The 23,815-nt window shown below is 52.6% G+C and carries 25 protein-coding genes; 4 read left to right on the top strand and 21 right to left on the bottom strand.

The genetic code is table 11. From position 1 onward, the window contains the following. Positions 1–310 precede the first annotated feature (310 nt). On the bottom strand, positions 311–682 hold the full coding sequence (locus NDK47_RS10530) for a winged helix-turn-helix transcriptional regulator (RefSeq protein ID WP_251874774.1): 372 nt from the start codon (positions 680–682) through the stop codon (positions 311–313). Positions 683–815: 133 nt separating this feature from the next. On the opposite strand from NDK47_RS10530, the gene NDK47_RS10525 reads away from it, so the two are divergent. After that, positions 816–2,033: an MFS transporter gene (locus NDK47_RS10525; RefSeq protein ID WP_251874773.1), complete on the top strand. Its 1,218-nt coding sequence runs from the start codon at positions 816–818 to the stop codon at positions 2,031–2,033. Positions 2,034–2,163: 130 nt separating this feature from the next. Next, positions 2,164–3,006 (top strand): aldo/keto reductase, encoded by an 843-nt coding sequence (locus NDK47_RS10520; protein WP_251874772.1) that lies wholly within the window; start codon positions 2,164–2,166, stop codon positions 3,004–3,006. A 274-nt stretch (positions 3,007–3,280) separates the two neighbouring features. Here the strand turns inward: NDK47_RS10520 and NDK47_RS10515 are convergent, their stop codons facing one another. The 4 genes from NDK47_RS10515 to NDK47_RS10500 all read right to left on the bottom strand — a co-directional run bounded on the left by NDK47_RS10515 (position 3,281) and on the right by NDK47_RS10500 (position 6,863). After that, positions 3,281–3,784, bottom strand: a complete 504-nt coding sequence (locus NDK47_RS10515) for a GNAT family N-acetyltransferase (protein ID WP_251874771.1) — start codon at positions 3,782–3,784, stop codon at positions 3,281–3,283. An 88-nt stretch (positions 3,785–3,872) separates the two neighbouring features. Further along, positions 3,873–4,727, bottom strand: a complete 855-nt coding sequence (locus NDK47_RS10510) for a DegV family protein (protein ID WP_251874770.1) — start codon at positions 4,725–4,727, stop codon at positions 3,873–3,875. A 51-nt stretch (positions 4,728–4,778) separates the two neighbouring features. Continuing rightward, a complete protein-coding gene (locus tag NDK47_RS10505) occupies positions 4,779–6,485 on the bottom strand; it encodes a DAK2 domain-containing protein (RefSeq protein WP_251874769.1) in 1,707 nt (568 codons plus the stop codon). A gap of 12 nt (positions 6,486–6,497) precedes the next feature. Continuing rightward, positions 6,498–6,863, bottom strand: coding sequence for an Asp23/Gls24 family envelope stress response protein (locus tag NDK47_RS10500; RefSeq protein ID WP_251874768.1), 366 nt, complete (start codon positions 6,861–6,863; stop codon positions 6,498–6,500). 397 nt (positions 6,864–7,260) lie between these two features. On the opposite strand from NDK47_RS10500, the gene rpmB reads away from it, so the two are divergent. Next, entirely contained in the window at positions 7,261–7,449 is a 189-nt protein-coding gene (gene rpmB, locus NDK47_RS10495) for a 50S ribosomal protein L28 (RefSeq protein WP_003386124.1), read from the top strand. Between the two features lie 100 nt (positions 7,450–7,549). Here the strand turns inward: rpmB and spoVM are convergent, their stop codons facing one another. From spoVM to NDK47_RS10465, 6 genes are all read right to left on the bottom strand, one after another. Next, positions 7,550–7,633: a stage V sporulation protein SpoVM gene (gene spoVM / locus NDK47_RS10490; protein WP_003386125.1), complete on the bottom strand. Its 84-nt coding sequence runs from the start codon at positions 7,631–7,633 to the stop codon at positions 7,550–7,552. A 22-nt stretch (positions 7,634–7,655) separates the two neighbouring features. Then, positions 7,656–7,832 (bottom strand): hypothetical protein, encoded by a 177-nt coding sequence (locus NDK47_RS10485; protein ID WP_251874767.1) that lies wholly within the window; start codon positions 7,830–7,832, stop codon positions 7,656–7,658. A gap of 183 nt (positions 7,833–8,015) precedes the next feature. Continuing rightward, positions 8,016–8,576: an energy-coupled thiamine transporter ThiT gene (gene thiT / locus NDK47_RS10480; protein WP_251874766.1), complete on the bottom strand. Its 561-nt coding sequence runs from the start codon at positions 8,574–8,576 to the stop codon at positions 8,016–8,018. A 155-nt stretch (positions 8,577–8,731) separates the two neighbouring features. Next, positions 8,732–9,454, bottom strand: coding sequence for an amino acid ABC transporter ATP-binding protein (locus NDK47_RS10475; protein WP_251874765.1), 723 nt, complete (start codon positions 9,452–9,454; stop codon positions 8,732–8,734). Beyond that, positions 9,447–10,106 carry an amino acid ABC transporter permease gene (locus NDK47_RS10470; protein ID WP_251874764.1) on the bottom strand — a complete coding sequence of 220 codons (660 nt, stop codon included), beginning with the start codon at positions 10,104–10,106 and terminating at the stop codon, positions 9,447–9,449. Before NDK47_RS10470 ends, NDK47_RS10475 begins: the two co-directional genes overlap by 8 nt. A gap of 29 nt (positions 10,107–10,135) precedes the next feature. Next, positions 10,136–10,951 (bottom strand): transporter substrate-binding domain-containing protein, encoded by an 816-nt coding sequence (locus NDK47_RS10465; protein WP_251874763.1) that lies wholly within the window; start codon positions 10,949–10,951, stop codon positions 10,136–10,138. Positions 10,952–11,239: 288 nt separating this feature from the next. Here NDK47_RS10465 and NDK47_RS10460 point away from each other — a divergent pair, with 288 nt between their 5' ends. Then, on the top strand, positions 11,240–11,659 hold the full coding sequence (locus NDK47_RS10460) for an RDD family protein (RefSeq protein WP_251874762.1): 420 nt from the start codon (positions 11,240–11,242) through the stop codon (positions 11,657–11,659). Positions 11,660–11,798: 139 nt separating this feature from the next. Here the strand turns inward: NDK47_RS10460 and rpe are convergent, their stop codons facing one another. From rpe to coaBC, 10 genes are all read right to left on the bottom strand, one after another. Next, positions 11,799–12,446, bottom strand: a complete 648-nt coding sequence (rpe, locus tag NDK47_RS10455) for a ribulose-phosphate 3-epimerase (RefSeq protein WP_251874761.1) — start codon at positions 12,444–12,446, stop codon at positions 11,799–11,801. Continuing rightward, a complete protein-coding gene (rsgA, locus tag NDK47_RS10450) occupies positions 12,440–13,330 on the bottom strand; it encodes a ribosome small subunit-dependent GTPase A (protein ID WP_251874760.1) in 891 nt (296 codons plus the stop codon). The genes rpe and rsgA overlap by 7 nt, the downstream gene beginning before the upstream one ends. Before the next feature lie 19 nt (positions 13,331–13,349). After that, positions 13,350–15,305: a Stk1 family PASTA domain-containing Ser/Thr kinase gene (pknB, locus tag NDK47_RS10445; RefSeq protein ID WP_251874759.1), complete on the bottom strand. Its 1,956-nt coding sequence runs from the start codon at positions 15,303–15,305 to the stop codon at positions 13,350–13,352. Positions 15,306–15,310: 5 nt separating this feature from the next. Next, positions 15,311–16,072, bottom strand: a complete 762-nt coding sequence (locus tag NDK47_RS10440; protein ID WP_251874758.1) for a Stp1/IreP family PP2C-type Ser/Thr phosphatase — start codon at positions 16,070–16,072, stop codon at positions 15,311–15,313. A 4-nt stretch (positions 16,073–16,076) separates the two neighbouring features. Further along, entirely contained in the window at positions 16,077–17,147 is a 1,071-nt protein-coding gene (gene rlmN, locus NDK47_RS10435) for a dual-specificity RNA methyltransferase RlmN (RefSeq protein WP_251874757.1), read from the bottom strand. Between the two features lie 201 nt (positions 17,148–17,348). Beyond that, positions 17,349–18,695 (bottom strand): 16S rRNA (cytosine(967)-C(5))-methyltransferase RsmB, encoded by a 1,347-nt coding sequence (gene rsmB / locus NDK47_RS10430; RefSeq protein ID WP_251874756.1) that lies wholly within the window; start codon positions 18,693–18,695, stop codon positions 17,349–17,351. Between the two features lie 3 nt (positions 18,696–18,698). Continuing rightward, positions 18,699–19,649: a methionyl-tRNA formyltransferase gene (fmt, locus tag NDK47_RS10425; protein ID WP_251874755.1), complete on the bottom strand. Its 951-nt coding sequence runs from the start codon at positions 19,647–19,649 to the stop codon at positions 18,699–18,701. A 6-nt stretch (positions 19,650–19,655) separates the two neighbouring features. Then, positions 19,656–20,132 carry a peptide deformylase gene (def, locus tag NDK47_RS10420; RefSeq protein ID WP_251874754.1) on the bottom strand — a complete coding sequence of 159 codons (477 nt, stop codon included), beginning with the start codon at positions 20,130–20,132 and terminating at the stop codon, positions 19,656–19,658. Positions 20,133–20,148: 16 nt separating this feature from the next. After that, positions 20,149–22,581, bottom strand: coding sequence for a primosomal protein N' (priA, locus tag NDK47_RS10415; protein WP_251874753.1), 2,433 nt, complete (start codon positions 22,579–22,581; stop codon positions 20,149–20,151). Continuing rightward, complete coding sequence (gene coaBC, locus NDK47_RS10410; RefSeq protein ID WP_251874752.1) at positions 22,578–23,813, bottom strand: bifunctional phosphopantothenoylcysteine decarboxylase/phosphopantothenate--cysteine ligase CoaBC; 1,236 nt, start codon at positions 23,811–23,813, stop codon at positions 22,578–22,580. Before coaBC ends, priA begins: the two co-directional genes overlap by 4 nt. Between the last annotated feature and the right edge of the window lie 2 nt (positions 23,814–23,815).

Genomic DNA, 23,815 nt, shown 5'->3' with positions numbered 1-23,815 from the left:
ACTATGTACAAGGAGAGTTGTCTGTCGCTTTGGTAATATTTACAATATTCAGACGCGCATCTCACTCTTTTGCTCAAGCAAAAACAAGCGTCACCTAGTGAATATTTCGGTGCCATAGAGCCATTTAGTTAATGAATGAGCACCACATTGTTACTGAATAGAGCCACGATGTGAATCGTGATGAGAGAGTTACGTCAAAAGAAAAAGAAAGAGAGTACCTAGGCGTGGTACTCTCTCGGGAATACTTGAATTCGCTCAAGTATTCTTTTTTATCGTTCAAAGGAATCGTAGTAAGATCCATATTCACGTCTCAATGATTTAAAATATTGTCCTCCAATACGGCGAACTTATCGCCGTATTCTTTAATAATATGGCGCTCTCCCCAGGAGCAAAGCGCATCCAGAATCGGCTTGAGGCTCCACCCGTATTCGCTCAGCTCGTATTCGACCTTGGGCGGCACTTGATGATACGTAATCCGGTTGACGATCCCGTCCGCCTCCAGTTCCCGCAGTTGCTGGGTTAGCATCTTTTGCGTAATGCTGGGCATCATACGCTTGAGATCACTCGTCCGCTTCTTTCCGCGCGTCAAGTGACAGAGAATTACGCACTTCCATTTTCCTCCGATGACGTCCAAGGTCGCTTCCACCGAAATATTATACTTCTTATTGGTTTCTGTGCTCATCCGAAGCCCTCCAATTGCTATAGGAACTTTTTAGTACCTATCGTACTTGAAAGTACGTACTAGCCAAATATGCATGCTCCTCTCATAATAGCACCTATCGGCCGATGAATGCCATGAATAGAGGTGAGAAAACATGCAATTGGATCACAAACGGAGTGTACTTGCGCTTCTGGCTCTAGCCATCAGCGCTTATGCGATCGGAACTACCGAGTTTATCAGCGTGGGGCTGCTGCCCCTGATCGCCGAAAACCTTCATATATCGGTCACAACAGCAGGACTGACCGTGACACTGTATGCGCTCGGTGTCACCTTCGGGGCTCCCGTGCTGACCTCACTCACAACGGGAATGTCCCGCAAGTCGCTGCTGATTGCCATCATGGTCGTTTTTATCGCCGGCAACAGTCTGGCGGCGGCTTCCGGAAGCATCGGCGTCCTGTTGACGGCCCGCGTGCTATCCGCTTTGTCGCACGGTGTATTTATGTCGATCGCATCAACCATCGCCGCCGACCTCGTGCCGGAGAACAAACGGGCGAGTGCGATCTCCATCATGTTCTCAGGTCTGACGGTCGCCACCGTGACCGGCGTGCCGATCGGTACCTGGATTGGCCATCAGATGGGCTGGCGGGCGGCCTTCGTCACCATCACCATCATTGGCCTGGTCGCGCTGATCGCCAACCTGATCTTGATCCCTGCCTCGCTGCGTAAGGGCGTTCCGACCCCGGTGCGTGAGCAGGTGAAGCTGGTGACGAATAGCAGGCTGCTGCTTGCGTTCGCCATCACGGCTCTCGGATATGGAGGCACCTTTGTCGTATTTACTTATTTATCCCCATTGCTGCATGAGATAACCGGATTTGCCGAAAGCACGGTAGCGGTCATCCTGCTGATTTACGGCGTTGCGATTGCGATCGGCAATGTTATCGGGGGAAAGGTGGCCAACCGACGGCCGCTCAGGGCTCTGTTCTATATGTTCATCCTGCAAGCGATCGTGCTGCTGGTGTTGATGGTGACCGCGCCATTCAAGGTAGCCGGGTTGATCACGATCTTCTTCATGGGCCTGCTGGCTTTCATGAACGTTCCCGGGCTGCAGATTTATGTCGTCATGCTGGCCGAGCGCTTCGCCCCGGGAGCTAAGGATGTCGCTTCCGCCGTCAACATCGCCGCGTTCAATGCGGGCATCGCCATTGGGGCCTATCTGGGTGGTGTGGTCACCGACTCGATCGGATTGATTCATACCACCTGGATCGGCGCTGTCATGGTCTTAGCCGCGGTTTTGCTGACCGGCTGGAGCATGGCACTGGAACGCATGGGCGGGCCGATTCGCGCCGTGTATGCGGAGCCAGCCCAATCTTGACTGTTTAGCTCTTGTTTCCACTATCAGGGCATCATCTAAGCAGCCAGCGTAAAATGGCTAAGGCAACTATCAGCCCCAACAAGACATCATGTATTCATATCTACTATTTCCCCTACTGGAGGTTTTATCTATGACATTGCATCTGCAAGCAACTACGACTCTAAATAACGGAAAGGCTATGCCCTGGTTCGGCATCGGCGTATTCAAAGTCGAGGAGGGTCCCGTGCTCGTGGACGCGGTCAAAGCGGCTGTCGCCCATGGCTACCGCAGCATCGACACGGCGGCCATCTATGACAACGAGCGCAGCGTAGGCCAGGCTATCCGCGAAGCCCTCCAAGAAACGGGACTCTCCCGTGAAAACCTGTTCGTCACATCCAAGGTAAGGAACGCCGATCTCGGCTACGAAGCGACGCTCGCCGCCTATGAGACCAGCTTGGAGAAGCTGGGGCTGGATTATCTCGATCTGTACCTGATTCACTGGCCGGTGGCCGGCAAGTACAAGGACGCTTGGCGTGCGCTCGAAGCGCTGTACAAGGCCGGACGCGTCAAAGCGATCGGCGTCAGCAACTTCCAGATTCATCACCTGGAGGACCTGATGAAAGATGCCGAGATCAAGCCGATGGTGAACCAGATCGAGCTCCATCCGCGGCTCAGCCAGCAAGCACTGCGTGACTTCTGCGCCCGGCATGACATTCAGATCGAGGCATGGTCGCCTCTGATGCAGGGCCAGCTGCTGGACAACCCGGTGCTGCAGGAAATCGGCGCCCGTCACGGCAAGTCGGTCGCCCAAGTCATTCTGCGCTGGGATCTGCAGCACGGCATCGTAACGATTCCCAAGTCGACCAAGGCTCACCGGATTATCGAGAACGCCTCGGTGTTCGACTTCGAGCTGACAAGTGAAGAGACGGCCCGCATCGATGCGCTGAACCAGAACCTGCGAGTTGGACCGGACCCCGACAATTTTGACTTCTAAACCTGAACCGGCCAATAACGAGGAACGCCAGTTCTCCTAGCAAAGGGCTGGTCGGGGCTGTCCAAAAAGTCCATTTTGGGGTAAAACGCACCGAAATTAAAAACCCAAGAATACTGATTTTACGGCATTCTTGGGTTTTAACTTTTTTAGTTATCGGGCTGAAATACCACTTTTCGGACAGCCCCATTTCTTGTTTAAGAGCTATTATCGTCAGCTAAACCAGTTAGTGATTATCCACACCGCTGAATTCCTCCACTACGATGGAGGAGTGCCTTCACCTAGTAAGAGCGTACAGGGCGATCTCTTTTCCTTTGTACAAAATCTTCCGCTCAAAGACCATCCCGATTTTTTGGGCGACGTTGGCCGATGGGTGGTTGTCGAACTGGATCAGTGAGACCATTCTTTTTTGGCCCAGTTGAGAAAGGCCGTGGTCACGCATAGCCAATGCTGCCTCTGTCGCAAAACCGTGCCCCCAGTATTTTTTAGCGACCCAATAGCCGATCTCTATCTCTTCCTGCCCTTCTACGACCTGAGCAACGAGTCCGGCGTGTCCGATCAGTTCCCCATTGGACTTCTTTACGGCTACGAGCAGCCCGGTTCCCAGTCCATCCCGATACCGTTCGATCCATCCCTGAAGTCTCTGAGTGGTCTCCTCTCTGGTCCACACCGCACCATTCCCGATAAACCGCATCATATCCGGGTCACTGGTCATGGTCATCACAAATTTCAAGTCGTCCATGGTATATGGCCGAAAACACAATCGCTCCGTCTCCAGCATTCAAACATCCTCCTTCATGTGACCGTTTGCCCACACGGAAATAAAAAGACACTCACCGTCTTGAAAGGGAGTGCCTTCTAAGCAAGTCTTATTCCTTTACCATTACAAAACCGAGCAATCCCGGCCCTACATGGGTACCGATCACCGGACCGATCTCCAGCAAATAGGAACCCGTAACCTGAAACTGCTCTTTCAATGAAGCCAAATGCTCAGCCGCCTGATCAGGCACGGCGCTGTGCAGCATCGCCACTTTGACAGGCTGACCGGACGCATACTCTTTCAATGCCTCCATCACACGGGCAATGGCCTTTTTCGTGCCGCGGACCTTGTCGTAGGCAGCTACATATCCAGCAGGGTCCAGAGTGAGAATCGGTTTGATATTCAATAAAGAACCGATAAGAGCCGATGCTTTTCCGATCCGCCCACCCTTTTGCAAGAACTCCAGCGTATCGACGATGAAATACACCTGTACCTCGTCCAAATAACGATCGATCATATCGAGAATCTGCTGCTTGGTTTTCCCGTCACGGGCAGCCTGCGCTGCTTCCACGACGAGCATGCCGTAGACAAAGGAAGCCTTGCGCGTATCAATCACAGTGATATCCAGCTGCTCCTCCATCATCGTTTGCGCGATGACGGCTGACTGATAAGTGCCGGAGAGGGCAGCCGAAAGGGACAAGACGATGATTTGTACATCGCTGCCGTGCTGGTCGCGAATCCCTTTGTACGCCTCAGCAAAATCAATGGGTGACGGCTGAGACGTAGTGGGAAGCGCCTCTGCATGCTTCAGTTTTTCAAAAAACATCGTAGATGTGATGGTGACCCCGTCCGTATAGGTCTCTTCACCAAACATCACCTTCAACGGAACAGACACAATTCCAAGCGATTCACGCAGCTCGGAATCAATGTCTGACGCGCTGTCTGTTACAATCACGATGGACATCTACACAACTCCCCTCCGATGAGCGATCAGGACAATCGCAGGCGTACGACTCTACTCGACAGCGAAGATGAACGGATAGAGCGGCTGACCGCCCTCATGGATCTCCACGTCCACATCAGGGAAGGCATCGTTGACCGCTTGACCGAGCTGCTCAGCCTGCGTCTCGTCTGCCCCCTCACCGATAAAAATGGTCACAATGCCTGTATCTTCATCGACCAGCTGGAGCAGCAGTTCATTGGCAATCTCCATCAAATCCGCACCTGACGAGACAATCTCTTTTTCGGCGATGCCGATGAAATCCCCTTCTTTGATCTCCACATCGCCCATTTTCGTGTCACGAACGGCGTGTGTGACCAAGCCGGTTTTCACCTGCGCGATTGCAGATGTCATGGCCTCTTGGTTCTCCTCCAGCGAGGCTCCTCCGTTAAATGCGATCAACGCAGCCATACCCTGCGGAATGCTCTTGGATGGAATCACCGCGACCGATTTTTCTGCGAGCTCGGCCGCCTGCTTTGCAGCCATCACAATATTGCTGTTGTTTGGCAAGATCACGATCTCTTCTGCATTCAACCCTGAAATGGCCGAGAGGAAATCCTCCGTACTCGGATTCATGGTTTGTCCGCCTTCGACGACGACATGAACTCCCATGCTGCGGAAAATCTCAGCCAGGCCAGGGCCTGCAGCAACTGCAATCAAGCCGTAGCGAAGAGCTGGTGCTGGCGCTGCCTGTACGTCAGCAGCCATCCCAGCTGCCTTCCCTTTTTTCTCTTCCTCGCGAAGGATGTTGGCATGTTGTTCACGCATGTTTTCAATCTTAATGCGGTGCAGGCTGCCAAATTGCTGTGCATACTGCAGAACATTTCCCGGATGCTCTGCATGAATATGTACTTTGACCAGCTCGTCATCCGAGATGACCAGGAGGGAGTCGCCCATCTGATCCAGGTGCGAGCGGAAAACACCTTCAGCAAACGGTTTTTTATTGGCTTCCGTGCTGTTTTTCAGAAAAACCATAAACTCCGTACAGTACCCGAAATGAATATCTTCCGTTTTCATATGGAGCTGTGCGTGTTGTTCCTCAATCAGCTCGTCCATATAGGCAGGAGTGAGCGAAGTCTTCTCCTCTCTCACCTGCTCTGCCGTCTCGCCGCGGAGGGCGCGGATGAAACCTTCGTACACATAGAGCAAGCCTTGACCTCCGGAATCAACCACGCCGACTTCTTTCAAAACAGGCAGCATCTCCGGTGTCCGAAGCAGGGTTGCTTGTGCCTGCTCATAGGTTTTTTCCATCACCAGGTACACATCGTCCGTCGTCCGTGCTGTACGAACAGCCATATCAGCCGCTTCCCTGGCTACTGTCAAAATCGTGCCCTCTACCGGCTTCATGACTGCTTGGTAGGCGGAATCTACGCCTGACTTCAACGCTTCGGCAAATTGACGAGCATTGATCTCGTCTTTCCCGTTTACCGCTTTGCTGAATCCGCGGAACAACTGGGAGAGGATGACACCGGAATTCCCCCGCGCTCCCATGAGCAGGCCTTTGGCCAGGGCAGCGGAAGACTCACCGATTTTCGGGGACTCCCTTCGTGCCAACTCCTCCGCTCCAGATGTGAGCGTCAAATTCATATTAGTTCCCGTATCCCCATCCGGCACGGGAAAGACATTTAACCCGTCCACCACTTTGGCGTTGCTGGACAGGAGCTTGGCCCCCAGATAAACCATCTGGCTAAACAGCAGGCCGTCAAGACGCTTATGTACCACTGATGTTCCTCCTTACGTATCCCTGTCTGTACGGACTCCCTGTACAAAAATATTAACAGCCGTCACGTCGATGCCCACCATCTGCTCAAGCGTATAGCGGACGCGTCTTTGTACATTGCCGGCTACCTCGGAAATCTTCACGCCGTAGCTCACAATAATATGCATATCGAGAATGACTTCACCGTTCTGATTATGGACGACGACCCCTTTACTGAGGTTGTCTCTCCCCAGCATTTCAGCAAGTCCGTCTTTAAGCGCTTTGCGTGAAGCCATGCCGACCAGGCCGAACACTTCGATGGCGGCTCCTCCAGCAATCCGTGCAATTACATCTTCCGTTACATCAATTTTACCGAGAGGTGTGCTCATTTCCACTGTCATGCAAGGACTCCTCCTTTTTCCAAACGGCTGAGCCGTCTATTGTACCTGTAACCGTACAAATAAGCATGTACGTCATTGCTGCCATCCATACCGCATAGAGCTGCTACGATTTTCACACTCCAACAGGGAATGCATGCTTGGACAAATACCGCTCGTGAAAAGGAGCCTTCCAGAGTTGAAGCTGCCTCCTCGCACATTTCCATGCTTCTCCCAATTTTACACTATGAAAAGGTAGAAATGAAGCGTTTTGTCGAATCGTCACCAAAACAGAGGCCTCATTGCTTTTCCTCATGTCAAGTATTGCAATTGACAGGTGCCTATGCTAATATAAGCAAGTATTTGTATTATCAAAAACAAAGGTATCCCGCTTATATGCATCTGAGGGAGGTGGAACGAAATGGCACGTCGCTGCTTTGTAACTGGCCGTTCTGGCAAAACTGGAAACGCTCGCTCCCACTCCATGCGCGCTAACCGCCGCAAATGGGGTGTTAACGTACAAAAAGTGCGCATTCTTGTAGATGGTAAACCAAAGCGTGTTTATGTAAGCACTCGAGCGCTGAAATCCGGTCTGGTAACTCGCGTATAATCGCGTAACACAACTGATCTTCAGTAAAAAAAGCACCCACGAGGTGCTTTTTTGCATTTCCTGCCGCTTCCCCTGCTATGTCTGAGGGAGACCGCTGCCTTCATTTCTTCTTATTAAAGGCCTCAATGACAGCGCGAATCATGCCACCAATAAACTTCGGCAACTTGATGGTGTAAAACCGCATGACTTACCCCTCCTTACCGAAATTACTTCATGTGATACAGATACCAGCCAGCACCCAAGAGTCCAGTCCCGAGCAGGCTATACCAAACCCATGGAGGTGCTGAGTACAGGATAACGGTGATTCCTCCGACAGCCAACGCCACACCGAGAACACGTCGCAAGGCACCCCCCTGTCGCAGGCGGAAGGAGCGCAATCCCATTCTTGCTGCACCTCCTATAGGCGTACTTTTGAAACGTGCATATTACATCTTATTCCACACTGGGATAAACATGTGCCTCGATGTCGAAACAAAAAAAAATTCAGGCAACGTTTCGCTGCCTGAATACTCTATGTGGCAAAATTCCCCATTATGCATGATTTCTTGCAAGCTTCTGTTATCTGTTTACGCCAGTCGATTTCTCATCGGGAACAAAAGCTGCGGCGCGCTTGACATCAACACCGTCAAGACGATGCCGGTGATCACCATTTCCGGAAGCAGATAGGTGATGTTGTAGACAAATGAGTAGAGGGCAGCCGGCATCCCTTCCGGCGCGTATTCCCCAAACCAGATGATCCCGGAGAGAAAATGGCAAGCGAGGCGTGCCAGTACTCCCACAAGCAGGACACTCCACAAAGCCATGACCTTGGTGACCCGTTTTTCCAGCGTCGGGAGCCGTACCAATCCGGCCAGCCCCAGGGCACCAAAAGCAAGCGGGTAGTCAAGCAGAAGCTGCACCGGATGAACAACATAGCCGCCGAGAAAATTATTGATCATACCAACCATCAATCCGCAAATCACGCCCGGCACCAGACCGCGTCGAACCGCAATCAGTGCGATCGGTACCATCACCAGCGAGACGGAGCCGCCCTGTGGCATCTGATAGACCTTGATCTCGCTGAACACCACTGCAAGCGCGGTCATCATCGCCATCTCCAGCAAAATAAGCAAGCGTTGTCGAGACATGTATCTCCACTCCCTTTTTACGATCAAACCTTGTACTGAAAAATTCGAATGAGTTCCTCAACTGTAACTGATTCTAGCCCAGGCCGGTATTTCTGTCAAAAGAAAACGCTCCGTCAGCCCGTTCGGGAGCGGAGCGCTTCCAAGCACTCTTTTGGCTACAGCATCTTTTCCAGAAACTGCTTGGCTCTTTGACTCTGCGGATTGGTAAAAAACTGACTGGGCGGAGCGTCTTCCACCAGTCGGCCTCCATCCAAAAAGCAGATGCGATCAGCCACTTCTCTGGCAAAGTTCATTTCATGGGTCACAATCGCCATGGTCATCCCGGTATCGGCCAGACCCTTCATGACATCCAGCACCTCTTTGACCATCTCCGGGTCAAGAGCAGAGGTCGGCTCGTCAAACAGCATGATTTCCGGTTCCATCGCTAAAGATCGAGCAATGGCCACCCGCTGTTTTTGCCCGCCGGAAAGCTTGGAAGGAAAGGAAGCCGCCTTATCGGACAAGCCGACGCGGGCCAGCAGTTCCTTGGCCTTGGCTTCCGCTGCTTCCTTGGAGATGCCCTTTACCTTCACTGGTGCATAGGTCAGATTGTCCAGCACGCTCATATGCGGAAACAGGTGAAAGTGCTGGAAGACCATGCCGATCTTTTGACGGATCGACATCACGTCAGCCTTGGGATCGGTAATATCTCGACCGTCGATCATGATTTTACCCTTGGTCGGCACTTCCAGTAGATTAATACAGCGCAAAAGGGTTGATTTCCCCGAACCGGAAGGGCCGATGATGGCAACCACATCTCCCTTTCCGATCTCTGTAGAGATGTCATGCAGTACATCGTGCGAGCCGAATGATTTGCTTACGTTTTCAATCTTAATCACTTCGTCTCATCCTCCTCTCCAGCACACGCGCTACCCATGTAAGCAGCATGACCATGACATAGTAGCTGAACCCAGCCAAGAGATACGGTTCAAAATAGCGGAAGGTCGTTCCCTTGACGATGTTCGCATTCTGCATCAGGTCTGCCAGGCCGATGGTGGAGACGAGAGCCGATTCTTTCAAAAGCGCGATCGACTCGTTGACGAGCGCAGGCAGGATGTTTTTTACCGCTTGCGGGAAAATGATGTCTGTCATCATCTTGCGGTAGGGTACACCCAAAGACTTGGCCGCTTCCCATTGCCCTTTGTCAACAGCCAAAATACCTGCTCGAATCGTCTCGGAAATATAAGCCGCCGAGTTCAGCGCAAACGTCAATACCGCTGCTTCAAATTGGGAGATGTTATAACCTGTCAACTGCGGAGTGGCGAAATAGACGAGTGTCAACTGCAAAATGAGCGGAGTCCCGCGAAAAATCGAGGTGTAACCGACTGCCAGTGCTTTCAATAAACGAATATTAGATATTTTGATAAGAGCTAAAACAGAGCCCCATAAAAACCCGAGCACCACTGAAAAAAGGGTGACCTGCAGTGTGACCTTTATCCCGTTTAGAATAAAAGGGATATAGGGCACAATTTGTGCGAAATCCAAATTCATGCCCTGTTCGACTCCCATCTAAGATGTTTTTATTCAAACCATTTTTTAATCAGTTTTTCCATTTCACCGTTTTCCTGCATCGCTTTGATTACTTTGTTGAACTCTTCTACATGCTCCGAGCCTTTCGGGAACGCAATCGCGGTATTCAGCTCAGAATCGCCTTCAAACGTGGTGAATTGCAGTCCTGGATTCGCATCGACAAATCCTTTTGCCACGGTGTTTTCCAGAATCGCTGCATCCACGCGGCCCGTTTTTACCTCTTCCACGATCTCACCGGTTTTGTTCAAAGAGATAATTTCCAGGCCTTGCAGTGTTTTTTGCAGTTCCTTGGCAGCACCTTCCTGGATCGACCCTGTTTGAACCGTTACTTTCTTGCCGGCGAGCTGTTCCGTCTTCGTCAAGCCACTGTCTTTTTTGGAAACGATGCTGTTTTTCGAATCGTAGTAAACGATGGAAAAGTCAACGTTTTTCTCGCGTTCTGGCGTAGGAGTCATCCCTGCCATAACGAGATCTGCTCGTTTTGCTTGCAGGGCCGGAACCAGACCATCAAAGTTCATATCAACGATTTCGATTTCATAGCCCAGCTCATTTGCGATATGCTTGGCAATGTCGATGTCAAATCCGACAATTTCATCTTTACCGCTAGACAGATCATGGAATTCATATGGTTTGAAATCTGCTGAGGTCGCCAGAACCAGTTTTTTCCCGCCGGCAGCTTGTCCAGCAGAATCTTGACCTGCGGGCTGTTGTCCGGTTCCTTGTTGATTACCTGCGCCACAGCCTGCCAGGACGGCAACGGCAAGCAGAGAAGAAAGTGCTACGGAAAGCAATGATGTTTTTTTCATGGTATGTCCCCCTTGAATGTCCGATCTTTACTATGTTGTTATTCAAAAAAGCAGCAAAGCATATGCTTTGAAAAACCGAGTAAACATTACTCACCTGATAATTTATATTTATACAACAAAATGAGTATTTCAATCAACATAAAATTAAGTTCATAGAATATTAAAAATAATCCGTATCTAAAATCGACAGAATTCTGCACAAAACTGCTCTGCTTTTGTGATTGTTCACAACCTTGAAATTTTTCCCTTTCAGACATATAATGGTAGAAAAAAATAGGAGTGTGTCACATGGATACGATTGTGAAGCCTGCAATGAGTAACCCTGTCGGTTTTTGGCGGAGACTCGGGGGAGGCTTTTTGGATATATTGATCATTGGGGTCCCGATTTTTTGTATTTGGTGGTTCATTGGGATCAGGGAAAAAAACTATCTTCCTAGCCTTATCTACACGTTGTACCATGTGCTAGTCCCCATTTTCTGGAATGGCTATACGATCGGAAAAAAAATCATGGGAATTCGAATCGTTAATCTTGATCACAGTGATGTACGTTTTGGCACGATGCTACTACGCGTAGTAATCGGTTTGCATTTGGCCATCTTTTTAACTTTTGGCATCGCAGCGATTGTCAGTGCCATCATGGTGGGTGTTCGCGAAGACAAACGCGCCATCCACGACCTGATCGCCGGAACCTACGTCACCTCTGACTAGGGAATTGCTTGCAGTTTGTTCCATATTTGAATCAAAAAAGACCGGGGCCCAATAGCTCCGGTCTTGCTCATTTCCTGCTCTGAAAAAAACAGCTTCACACCTGTCGATGCGAAGCCCTCAAATCCTTCGTCAAATAACACTATCCCCTTACAGCAGCGATCGCGGACGCCCGGTCTTTTTGATTGAAGACCGCACTTCCCGCTACGAGAACGGTAGCTCCCGCCTCTGCACACAGACGAGCCGTCTCTGCATTTACCCCGCCGTCGATCTCGATCTCCACATGTCTCAGCCCCCGCTCGTCCAACATTCGGCGAAGCTCTCTAATCTTGGGCACGACACTGTGGATAAACTTTTGCCCGCCAAAACCAGGGTTGACCGTCATCAGCAGCACGATGTCCAAATCGGGCAGCATCGGTTCAATCGTCGCAACCGGTGTAGCCGGGTTGAGGACCACTCCTGCTTTCACGCCCTGCTCTTTGATCAGATAAATCGTCCGATGGAGATGGCGGCAGGCTTCCTGATGAACGGTAATCCAGTCGGCTCCGCTCTTCGCGAACTGCGGAATATAGCGGTCCGGCTCTTCGATCATCAAATGAACGTCCAGCGGCAACGCCGTCACAGGGCGGATCGCATCCACAATCAAGGGACCGATGGTAATATTGGGAACAAAATGTCCATCCATTACATCTACGTGAATCCAGTCCGCACCGCCCTGCTCTACGTCGCGAATTTCTTCACCCAGTCGGGCAAAGTCGGCGGACAGGATTGAGGGAGCAATTTTTACCATGGTTTGTTCCTCCGTTGGTATTCTTTCAATTCTTCCCGAAACTGTTTGTAATGTTCGTAGCGTTCCGGATTCAGTGAGCCTTCCTCCAGCGCAGCCTGGACAGCGCAGGAAGGCTCGCTCACATGCAGGCAGCCCCGAAACTTGCACTGACTGCTGAGAGCGGCAAAGTCACGAAAGGCTTCAGCGAGCTGCAATTCATCAATCCCGATAAACTCCAAGGAACTGAAACCCGGTGTATCGGCGACGTAGCCGCCCTCCTCCAGCTTGATCAGCTCGACATGGCGGGTCGTATGCCGTCCGCGCCCCAGCTTTTGGCTGATATCGCCTGTCTGAAGACTCATCCCCGGAAACAGCCGGTTGATCAGCGATGATTTGCCGACGCCTGATTGACCGGCGAAGACCGAGATGCGATCGCGCAGCACTTCCCGCACCTCATCAATCCCCCGCTCCTCTTTTGTAGACGTCGGAATCACCGTATAGCCGACTGCTTCGTATTTCTGAACGATCTCCTCGACTTCGCTTTGATCTGCCTTGTCTGCCTTGGAGAGTACGATGACGGAGTCAATGCCGGCGTTCTCCGTATGGACGAGAAACTTGTCCAACAAATAAGCGGTGAAAGCAGGCTCCACCATCGAAAACACGAGGATGGCCTGATCCACATTGGAGATGGGGGGGCGAACAAGCTCATTTGCCCGCTCGCCCACTTCCATGACAAAGCCTTCCGTATCACTGATGGCGTCGTACACGACCCAATCCCCCACCAATGGGTTGATCTTGGCTCCCTTTTTCTTGAACAGTCCTCTTGCCCGGCATTGATACACCTTTTCGCCGTCGTCCACGTAGTAGAACCCGCTTAGCGCTTTGACAATCCGTCCTTCTGGCATTCATGTCCCTCCAACTGCTTTAATACTGAACACTGTTATAGTCGACTTCGGTGACGAATACAGGCTGGCTGGCACCGTTTTTATACAATTTGACCGTTGCATTCTTCTTTGGAGACAGAACGATCGGAATGTCGAAATTCCTGCTTTCGTTGATCCGCTCCTCATAGACTGTCATATTGTCTCCACGAGCATCGCTTACGACAATTTTAATTGGCACATCGTATTCGCCATCGATCAGCTCGGCGTATACCGGCGTAGTCGTAATCTTCGCGTCAGCAGGAAACTGACCGTTGCTCACCGTTATTGGAATCGCCGTTCCCTTGGCTACCTTCATGCCCGGATCATAGGGATGGGTGCCGAGCACGATATTCGGCTTCTCTGTTGAGTAAGTTGGCTCTGCCTTGATCGCCGCTTCATCCACGAGGAGGCCGACTTTGAACAGTTCAATTCTTGCTTTCTCCAGTGGTAGAGTGCGCACGTCAGGCATATCGACCATCGCCCGCCCTTTGCTGACCTCTATTTTGACCTCCGTCGCCCCCGGCACGACCTGCTGATCAGCAGGCGGGAACTGGTTGATAACCTGACCGGCCGGTACATCATCCGACTCTTTTTCCACGAAGGTTGCATCCGTGATTTTGAATCCTTTTGACTTCAGTTCTTCTTCGGCAACCGTTCTCACCTTGTTAATCAGATTGGGCATACCTATTGCTTCCTGCCCGCTGCTGACATACAGGGTAACGACTGCGTTTTCTTTCAGCCCCATCGGCGGAGCCGGGTCCTGTCTGATCACTATGCCCTTCTCCACCTCGTTACTGGCTTCCGTAATCACTTTGGGAACCAGCTTGGCCCCGCGGATTTCCTGTTCTGCCACAGTTCCGTCATGGCCTACCACATCCGGTACCTGCGTCTCCGGCACAGTAGGAAACAGCTCCATAACCAGGTTAAAGCCCAAAAAGGCAAGTACAAAAAACAGTCCGATGGCCCCTGCCCAAAGCGCCGTTTTCATCCACCACGGGCGGCTTTTTCTCGTTTCTTTCTCCTGCCGCGATGGAGGGATGGTCCGTCCCTGACTCTCCAGCATTTCCTGTGTAATCACGGGATAAGCTTTGGTCGCTTCATCATCCACGGGAAACTCGATTTTCTCCTCGTGCAATCTCTCCGGCAACAAGCACGTTTCCAAATCCTCCAGCATTTCGCGAGCCGAAGCGTAGCGATAGGTTGGATCTTTGACCAGTGCTTTTAAAATGACGTTTTCCACACTTTGCGGAATCTCCGGGTTCACCTGACGCGGCTCCGGGAGCGGCTCCTGCAAATGCTTCAGGGCAACAGAGATTGGCGATTCTCCGGAAAAAGGCAATTTTCCCGTGACCATCTCGTACAGCACGATGCCCAGTGAATAGATGTCCGATTTTTCAGCCGTAATTCCTCCGCGCGCTTGCTCCGGTGAAAAGTAATGCACGGAACCCAGCACGGAATTGGTATGGGTAATCGTCGTCGATGTGACGGCTCGAGCGATACCGAAGTCAGTCACTTTGATGCGGCCGTTTTTCCCGATCAAAATGTTATGCGGTTTGATATCGCGGTGAATGATCTGGTTGGAATGCGCATGATCCAGAGCATCACAAATTTCCGCTGCTATCTCGACGGCATCCTCAACGGGAATCGCGCCGTTTCGATTGATTAATTCTTTGAGCGTATACCCTTCCACGTACTCCATCACCATGTAATGGGTATCGCCATCCTGTCCCACGTCGTACACACCGACCACATTAGGATGAGACAGGCTTGCCACCGCCTGAGCTTCACGTCGGAATCGGGTGACAAAATCGTCATCGGTCCCGAATTGCGAACGGAGGACTTTTACGGCGACCGGCCGATTCAGCACCAAATCCTTGGCCTTGTAGACGATCGCCATGCCTCCGCCACCGATGCGCGCTTCCAGTTGGTAGCGCCCCCCCAGTCGTTGACCTTCCATCTCTCTCACCCCTCTTTCTGAACGGTGTCAACTTTTAGCTGATTGCGAACAGCCACCAACGTGATATTGTCTTCTCCGCCTGATTCCAATGCCAACTGAACCAGACCGTCTACCTGAGCTTGCAAGGAGAGCGGCTTTTTCATCCATTCCACTAATGTGCCGACTTTTACTTTATTAGTGAGACCATCTGTGCACAACAAAACAACATCGCCCTGCGACCATTCAAAACGGCCGAGATCGATACGAACATCCGGCTCTGTACCAAGCGCGCGCATGATCACGTTGCGCTGGGGATGAACAGATGCTTCCTGAGCGGTGATCTGACCGCTTTTCAACAGCTCATGGACCAGGGTATGATCTTCTGTTCTTTGCACCAATTCTTCATTTTGAAAATGGTAAAGCCGGCTGTCTCCGATGTGTGCCGTCACTGCGCCCCGGGGTCCGAGCAGCGCGGCAACGACCGTGGTTCCCATGCCGCTGCATTCGGGATGCTCCTGGGCATAGCGATAGACTTCATCGTTGGCCACGAGGAGTGCATTCATCAGTTGTTCCTTGGCGTCATCCTCATCCAGACCAGTTTCCAACTGACGCAGTTCTTTTACTATTCGCTCAACGGCGAGGCGGCTGGCAACATCGCCAGCCTGATGCCCGCCCATTCCGTCCGCGACAACTGCCAGTACGCGGCCGCTTACATCCACGATACACGCGTAAAAATCTTCGTTCACCTGACGTACACAGCCTACATGAGACTTCATTGCAATTTCCATGGTATCACCCCACGGTTTCTTTGGCATGTTGAGCCCTTAATTGTCCGCAAGCAGCAGCGATGTCACTGCCTTGCTCACGCCGAATCGTTACGTTGATTCCCTTTTCTTCGAGAATGTCTTTAAAACGGAAAATATCATTGCGCGGCGTGCGCACGTAGTCTCGCTCTGGTACGTAGTTAACCGGAATCAGATTGACGTGGCACATCATGTCGCCGATCAGTTCAGCCAGCTCTTCGGCATGTTCGGGCTGGTCATTCTTCCCGCCGAAGAGGCCGTACTCAAAGCTGATCCGGCGACCTGTTTTGGCAATATAATAACGGCATGCCTCCAACAGCTTTTCCAGTGGAAAGCCGCGGTTGATCGGCATCAGCTTGGTACGCAGCTCCGTGTTTGGCGCGTGCAGCGATATCGCCAGGTTGACCTGACCGCCGCGTTCTGCGAACTCGTAGATTTTCGGCACAATGCCGCTGGTAGATACCGTGATATGTCTCGCCCCGATGTTCAGGCCGCGATTGTCATTGATGATGCCCAAAAACGCCATCAGGTTCTCAAAGTTTTCGAACGGCTCGCCAATCCCCATGACGACGACATGGCTGACCCGCTCTCCCTCTTCGTCCAGCTTCCGCTGCGCCATCAGAACCTGGGCCACAATCTCGCCCGCATCCAGATTTCGCTTCAATCCGCCCAGTGTGGACGCACAGAAGGTACACCCGATCCGGCATCCTACCTGGGTGGTCACACAGATGCTGTTGCCGTAGTTATGGCGCATGATGACCGTTTCGATGGCATGGCCGTCAACCAGTTGGAAAAGAAACTTGACGGTTCCATCCTGAGAGGTCTGATGCGTGATTTCATTCATCGCCTCCATCCGAAAGGTCTCGCCCAGCTTTTGACGAAGGTCTTTGGACAAGTTGGTCATTTCTTCAAAAGAACGGACACGCTTAACGTAGAGCCAGTCAAAAATTTGCTGAGCACGAAACGCCTTGTCCCCGCTCTCGACCAGCCATGCTTTCAGCTCGTCAGGGGTCAGGCTGTAGATGAGCGGCTTTTCGCTCGTATAGGAAGATAATGGCATTCGTTTATTCACATCCTCAAGTGATTGGCTTGCTGCAAATCATCATTTTATCATTGTACCCTGCATTGACTGCCGCTTCAAACAAGAAATCGGCGGAAACATTGAAAATGCTTCGCTTCTCCTAGTGTAAACCATTCCGCACGAGTACAAACGGCGAGGGAGCAGCATCTCCGCAAAAACGGCGTGCCACCCCCTCATTCTCTAGGCTTTTCGTTTGATTCGGGCGATGAAAAAGCCGTCACTTTCAAAGTGATGCGGCAGAACCTGAATATAGCCCAGACCTTTGTCTACCTTTTCCCGGACAGCCTCCGGCAAATCCTTGCTCAAGGATGGGTCCAGCTCAAATTCGGGATGCTCACGTACAAAGCGCTCGACTATTTTTTCGTTTTCTTCCCGTTCAATCGTACACGTGCTGTAGACGAGCAAGCCGCCGGGCTGCAGCAGTTCCGAAACGCTTTGCAGCAATTCATACTGCAGCTCTGCGATGGCTTTGACATCCTCCGGCGTCTTGTTCCATTTGAGATCGGGCTTTCTGCGAATCACCCCAAATCCCGTACAAGGAGCGTCCAGCAGGATTCGGTCAAATTGTCCGAGGTTTTTCTCTCCCAAATGCAGTGCATCGGAGACAATCGGCTCGATGATCGTCGTCCCCAGTCTTCTGGCGTTTTGGGCGATCAAATCCCGTTTGTGAGGGTGAACGTCACTGGCGATCAGCTTTCCCCGGTTTTGCATCAAGGCTGCGATATGGGTCGTTTTGCCCCCCGGAGCGGCACAGGCATCCAGCACTTTCATCCCCGGCTCTACGGCCAAGGCAGGCGCGACAAGCATCGAGCTTTCGTCCTGGATGGTAAAGTCCCCCTGCCGGTACCACTGCGTGCCGGCAGCATGACCGCCATCAAGCAGCAAACCATCGGGACTGACCGCGGAGAGCTCTACCGTGGAAAAATGAGCGGCGAGCTTTTCGCTCAGCTCCTCTCTGGTCAGCTTGAGGGTGTTTACGCGAATCGACGGATGGGGAGGACGGTTATTGCTTTCGCAAATCTGTCTCGTCTCCTCCAGGCCGTACTGAGCTGCCCATCTGCGTACCAGCCACTCGGGATGGGACTCCAGGATGGATAGCTGCCTGATCTCATCGCCTTGGCCCAACTCTTTCCAAAGCCCCGGTTGCCGAAGGACATTGCGCAGGACCCCGTTCACCATCGAGGCAATGCCCTGATGTCCTCTCCGTTTGGCGATCTCCACCGCTTCGTGAACCACGGCCCGATCTGGAATGCGATCGAGGTAGTGAATCTGGTACACACTGAGGCGCAGCAGATTTTTTACCCAGGACTGTACCTTCTTCCCGCGAATAAACTGATCCAGTGCTGTATCCAGTGTCAGGCGCCGCTGGATCGTACCGTAAACCAGCTCCGTTACCAGACCGGCATCGACTGCGCGCAATTCCTCCCTGTCCAGCACAGACTTCAGTTCTAGATTGCTGTACGACTGATGTTCTTCCACCCGGTTCAGGACATCGAGAGCGATGTCACGCGCACCTTTTTTTGCCACTGATCATTCTCCTACCTTTGTGCCGATTTCCAAGCTGCTTGCTGCGCCCCTTAAAAAGTCGAGCGCACTCATCCGCTTCTTCCCTTCCGGCTGCAACTCCGTAATCTTGACGGAGCCGCTGCCGCAAGCGATGACCAGCCCATCCGGTTCGAGGCCGACAATGGTACCGGGTGCTGCTGCCTGTGAACCCGATGAATGTTTTTCCACCCACCATATTTTCCAATTTTTACCTTTGTGTTGTGTAAAGGCAACCGGCCAAGGCTGCAGCCCTCTGACCTGGTTGTACACCTCTTCTGCCGATTTCGACCAATCGATGTTTTCCTCCGAGCGCTTGATCGTCGGCGCAAAGGTGGCAAGATCGTGATCCTGCGGCTCTGGCGTCAGTTTCCCGGCGAGCAAATCTGGCAGCGTTTTGACCAGCAGCTTCGCACCTTCGGCAGACAGCTTCTCAAACAACGTGCCTGCTGTATCCCGCTCATCGATGGGGATGACTGTCTTGGACAGCATATCACCCGCATCCAGTGCCTCCACCATGTACATGATGGTGACGCCCGATTCCTTTTCGCCCGCGATAATCGCCTTGTGGATCGGCGCGCCTCCGCGGTATTTAGGCAAAAGCGATGCATGCACGTTGATGCAGCCGTGTTTGGGCGCGTCCAGCAAGGCTTTGGGAAGAATCTGTCCATACGCCGCTGTGACAATCAGATCAGGACGCAGAGCCAGCACTTCCTCCAAGGCCTCGGGAGCCTTGATCTTCTCAGGCTGGAGCACGGGAATGCCATGCCGAAGGGCCGCCTCCTTCACAGGGGGCGGCGTCAGCACCTGCTTGCGACCTACAGGGCGATCCGGCTGGGTTACGGCAGCGATGATGGAGTAGCCTTCCGCCACGAGTGCCTCCAGGCAGGGAACAGCGAAATCAGGCGTGCCCATGAAGAGTATCCGCATATCTTTCAATTTGCTTTATTCCCCTTCCTCATCGGGATTGATCGTGTACACCTTGTCCGCAACGTCGATAAACAGCACCCCGTTCAGGTGGTCGATCTCGTGCTGGGCGCAGCGGGACAAAAGATCGTCCGCTTCCATCTCAAAGACGTTGCCGTCGCGGTCTTGTCCACGCAGCTTGATCCACTTATGACGGCGAACATCACCACGCAGGCCGGGAATGCTCAGGCAGCCCTCCGGATAGTCAAACTGTTCACCCTCATGCTCGATAATCTCCGGGTTGACGATTTCAATTAAACCATCTCCGCAATCCATGACGATCACGCGTTTGGAAATGCCTACCTGCGGCGCAGCCAATCCTACTCCGTCCGCATCATACATGGTATCCGCCATGTCGTCGAGCAGCTTGTGCAGATTAGCGTTGAATTTGGTGACCACGATAGCCTTGTCTCTCAGGATCGGATCTGGGTGTTTGACAATAGTGCGAATAGCCATTCGTTGTTTATCCTCCCTAAAGCAAAACGTACGGATCGACATCGATCGTCATCAGTACCTTATGCTGTTTGTTCCATTCTTCAAATGCGGCCGTCGCTTGTGCTAGCAAGTCAGGCAACCGCGATTCATCCCGATATTTTAACATGATTTGGAACCGAAATCTATCTTTCACGCGCGCGATGGGCGAAGCTACGGGTCCCAGCAGAATGGTGGTCTCTGCAAGTCGGGGACGCAATGTATCCGCCATGGTATGAGCCGCTTTGACGACAACAGGCACCTCTTCATGCGAAAAGGTAATCAGCACCAGCCGGAAATACGGCGGATAACCGGTGCGTCTGCGCTGCAGCATCTCCTCCCGGTAAAAGGACGGATAATCATGCTGAGTAGCGTGGCGAATGCTGTAGTGTTCCGGTGTATAGGTCTGCACCACTACGTCTCCTTTCAGTTCGTGACGCCCTGCTCTTCCCCCTACTTGGGTAAGCAACTGAAAGGTTTTTTCAGCGGCGCGAAAATCCGGCAAAAAAAGCGACGTATCGGCTGTTATCACTCCTACCAGCGTGACGCGCGGAAAATCAAGCCCTTTGGCGATCATTTGCGTGCCTAAAAGGACGTCTCCCTGACCCGTTCGAAACTTGCGAAGCAGCTCCTCATGAGCGCCTTTTCGGGAGGTCGTGTCCACATCCATGCGGATCACGCGGATACCCGGATAGAGTTTGGCCAGCTCTTCCTCAACCTTTTGCGTACCCGTACCAAAAAAGCGAATATGCTCGCTTTGACACTCTGGACAATGCGCCGGTTGCTTGATCGTATATCCGCAATAGTGACAGCGAGCTGTATGATTCGTCCGGTGATAGGTCAGCGAAATATCGCAGTGAACACAGCGCAGCGTATAGCCGCAGGAGCGGCACATGACAAAGGTCGAAAATCCCCGCCGGTTGAGAAACATCACCATCTGCTCCTGTTTCGCCAAACGCTCGCCGATCATCTCATGCAATTGGCGGCTGAACATGGAGCGATTCTCTGCACGCAGCTCCTCCCGCATGTCCACGACGTGAACAGTGGGAAGCGGACGGTTGCCCACCCGCTCAGGCATCGACAGGAGGGTATAGCGTCCACGCTCCGCCAGCGCGTAGGTCTCCAGCGCTGGCGTGGCGCTGCCCATCAGCAGTACGGCATGGTTTTCCTTCGCCCGCCAGATCGCTACCTCCCTGGCGTGGTAACGCGGTGTTTCCTCCTGCTTGTACGTGCTTTCATGCTCCTCATCGATCACGATCAGCCCGACATTTTGAAACGGAGCAAATACGGCAGAGCGGGCACCAACGACCACGCGAACTTCCTTGCGAATGATTTTGCGCCATTCGTCATACCGCTCCCCCTGGGACAAGGCGCTATGCAAAACCGCCACTTCATCTCCGAAACGAGCCTTGAACTTCTCCACCATCTGCGGCGTCAAAGCGATCTCCGGCACCAGAAAGATCGCTTCCCTGCCTTTGGCCAGCGTCTTCTCAATTGCTTCCAGATAGACTTCGGTTTTTCCGCTGCCGGTTACGCCGTGCAAGAGAAACGAACCGTACTCCTGTTTTTGGATCGGCTCCTCGATGGCTTGAAGCACTCTTTCCTGCTGAGCGGTAAAGGCAGGTTTGGTCTCGCCCGCAAAACGTCTGTGGGCATAGGGGTCCCGGTAAACCTCCTGCTGCTCGATGACGACCCAGCCTTTGGCCTCCAGGCTTTTCAATGGAGAGCGCGTGATGCCCAGCTCCTCCTGAAGCATTTTAACTGAAAGAGACTGCCCGTGTAGTCCTGCCAGCAACGCAAGTACGCGGCGCATCTGCTCCGCTCTGGCTGGCAAGCTCGCGATCGCTTCCGCCAGTTCTTCATCCGACAGCGTGCTCCGTACAAATGACTGCTGCTTGCGGGTAACCCGATCTGTCACCTGATAGCTTGTGTACAAAAGGCCACTGGCAATCCAGCCGGGCACCAACATGGCTTCTTCTGCATAGCCCTTCTCTACCTCTGCCAGCGGCATTTTTTTACGGCGAAACAAATCCCAAAGCAAAGAAGAACGCCCGCACTCCTCCACACCAAGCTGTTCAGAGGCAAACAGCCATTTTTCCGAACGGCCCTTCAGAACTGCGGGAATCATCGCTTGCAGTGCGGTTACCCAGGGACATAAATACTGGCGGGACATCCATTCACCCAGCCGAATCAGTTCATCGGAAAGCGGCGGCTGATCGTCCAGTACCTGTTCGACATCACGCAGCTTTTCCAGTACCCTGTCTTCAGCTGTCTCCTCTACCCCGATCACGTAGCCCTGCAGCTTGCGCGGTCCAAAAGGTACGACGACGCGGCTCCCGATTTTCATCAAGGGTACCAGCCAGTCGGGGACACGGTAATCAAAGGGGCGATTGGTACGGTTGACCGGCACGTCCACGATCACACGAGCGATCATAGCTCCTCCGGCAATGGCTGGCAATCCAGCTTGAGCAAAATCGCATCAAGCAGCTTGTCCGCTACGTCCCGTTTGCTTCGTTTCCCCACAGCTGCCTGTTCCCCTTCTTTTGTCAGCAGGGTGACAATATTGGTGTCACTGCCCATCCCCGCACCTTCCATCAGGACGTCGTTGGCCACGATCATATCCAGATTTTTCCGCTCCAGTTTGCTCTTTGCGTGCGACAGCACGTCCTGTGTTTCTGCTGCAAATCCCACGACAAACTGCTTATCTTTGCGCTGTCCCACTTCCTTCAAAATGTCAGGAGCCTTGTCCAACTCCAGCACGAGCGGACCATCTCCTTTTTTCATCTTGTGGGCATGAACCTCTTTGGGTCGATAGTCGGAAACAGCCGCGGATTTGATGACAATATCACTGGCTGGCAGAGCCTCCATGACTGCATCGTACATGTCCTGCACAGATTCGACCGGGATCATCCGGACGCCGGTGGGCACGGGCAAATTCGTGGGCCCGCTGATCAACACGACGTTGGCACCCCGCGCTTTCGCCGCTTCGGCTATGGCATAGCCCATTTTGCCGGAAGCATGGTTGGTGATATAGCGGACGGGATCGATTTTCTCTCTCGTTGGACCTGCCGTAACCAAGACCGTTTTTCCTTGCAGATCCTGCTTTTGTTTACTCTCTTCCGCAAACAGATGAATCACCGCATCGACGATCTCTTCCGGCTCAGCCAAGCGCCCTTTGCCTACCCAGCCACAGGCCAAGGGACCTTCTCCCGGCTCGACGAAGCGATAGCCAAAGTCTGCCAGCTTTTGCAGGTTGGCTGCCACTGCTGGGTGCAAATACATATTCACATTCATCGCCGGCGCCAGCATCACGGGTGCTTTCGTCGCCAGGACGGTGGTCGTCAGCATATCGTCTGCGATGCCATTGGCCATTTTGCCGATAATGTTGGCCGTAGCCGGAGCAATCAGCACCAAGTCGGCACGGTCCGCCAGATCGATATGACTGATCACCTGCGGATCAGGCTCCTGGAACAGATCCGTATAGACGGGCCCGTGTGAGAGGGCCTGAAAGGTCAATGGTTGTACAAATTTTGTGGCGTTTTCTGTAAGCATGACGTGCACTTTTGCACCCGCCTGCGTCAGCTTGCTGGTTAGCGCTGCAGCTTTATAGGCGGCGATTCCCCCCGATACTCCCAAAACAATTTGCTTGCCTGTCAAAGGAAGCATGC

It is taken from the genome of Brevibacillus ruminantium (genome assembly GCF_023746555.1).
Classification (GTDB): Bacteria; Bacillota; Bacilli; order Brevibacillales; family Brevibacillaceae; genus Brevibacillus; species Brevibacillus ruminantium.
Note: the sequence above shows the minus strand (reverse complement) of the source record. Positions and strands in the feature narration are given on the sequence as shown.

Coding starts and splice junctions, on each gene's coding strand:
- NDK47_RS10530 (WP_251874774.1), bottom strand. CDS start 682: ATGAGCACAGAAACCAATAAGAAGTATAATATTTCGGTGGAAGCGACC.
- NDK47_RS10525 (WP_251874773.1), top strand. CDS start 816: ATGCAATTGGATCACAAACGGAGTGTACTTGCGCTTCTGGCTCTAGCC.
- NDK47_RS10520 (WP_251874772.1), top strand. CDS start 2,164: ATGACATTGCATCTGCAAGCAACTACGACTCTAAATAACGGAAAGGCT.
- NDK47_RS10515 (WP_251874771.1), bottom strand. CDS start 3,784: ATGCTGGAGACGGAGCGATTGTGTTTTCGGCCATATACCATGGACGAC.
- NDK47_RS10510 (WP_251874770.1), bottom strand. CDS start 4,727: ATGTCCATCGTGATTGTAACAGACAGCGCGTCAGACATTGATTCCGAG.
- NDK47_RS10500 (WP_251874768.1), bottom strand. CDS start 6,863: ATGACAGTGGAAATGAGCACACCTCTCGGTAAAATTGATGTAACGGAA.
- rpmB (WP_003386124.1), top strand. CDS start 7,261: ATGGCACGTCGCTGCTTTGTAACTGGCCGTTCTGGCAAAACTGGAAAC.
- spoVM (WP_003386125.1), bottom strand. CDS start 7,633: ATGCGGTTTTACACCATCAAGTTGCCGAAGTTTATTGGTGGCATGATT.
- NDK47_RS10485 (WP_251874767.1), bottom strand. CDS start 7,832: ATGGGATTGCGCTCCTTCCGCCTGCGACAGGGGGGTGCCTTGCGACGT.
- thiT (WP_251874766.1), bottom strand. CDS start 8,576: ATGTCTCGACAACGCTTGCTTATTTTGCTGGAGATGGCGATGATGACC.
- NDK47_RS10470 (WP_251874764.1), bottom strand. CDS start 10,106: ATGAATTTGGATTTCGCACAAATTGTGCCCTATATCCCTTTTATTCTA.
- NDK47_RS10465 (WP_251874763.1), bottom strand. CDS start 10,951: ATGAAAAAAACATCATTGCTTTCCGTAGCACTTTCTTCTCTGCTTGCC.
- NDK47_RS10460 (WP_251874762.1), top strand. CDS start 11,240: ATGGATACGATTGTGAAGCCTGCAATGAGTAACCCTGTCGGTTTTTGG.
- rpe (WP_251874761.1), bottom strand. CDS start 12,446: ATGGTAAAAATTGCTCCCTCAATCCTGTCCGCCGACTTTGCCCGACTG.
- rsgA (WP_251874760.1), bottom strand. CDS start 13,330: ATGCCAGAAGGACGGATTGTCAAAGCGCTAAGCGGGTTCTACTACGTG.
- pknB (WP_251874759.1), bottom strand. CDS start 15,305: ATGGAAGGTCAACGACTGGGGGGGCGCTACCAACTGGAAGCGCGCATC.
- NDK47_RS10440 (WP_251874758.1), bottom strand. CDS start 16,072: ATGGAAATTGCAATGAAGTCTCATGTAGGCTGTGTACGTCAGGTGAAC.
- rlmN (WP_251874757.1), bottom strand. CDS start 17,147: ATGCCATTATCTTCCTATACGAGCGAAAAGCCGCTCATCTACAGCCTG.
- def (WP_251874754.1), bottom strand. CDS start 20,132: ATGGCTATTCGCACTATTGTCAAACACCCAGATCCGATCCTGAGAGAC.
- priA (WP_251874753.1), bottom strand. CDS start 22,581: ATGATCGCTCGTGTGATCGTGGACGTGCCGGTCAACCGTACCAATCGC.
- coaBC (WP_251874752.1), bottom strand. CDS start 23,813: ATGCTTCCTTTGACAGGCAAGCAAATTGTTTTGGGAGTATCGGGGGGA.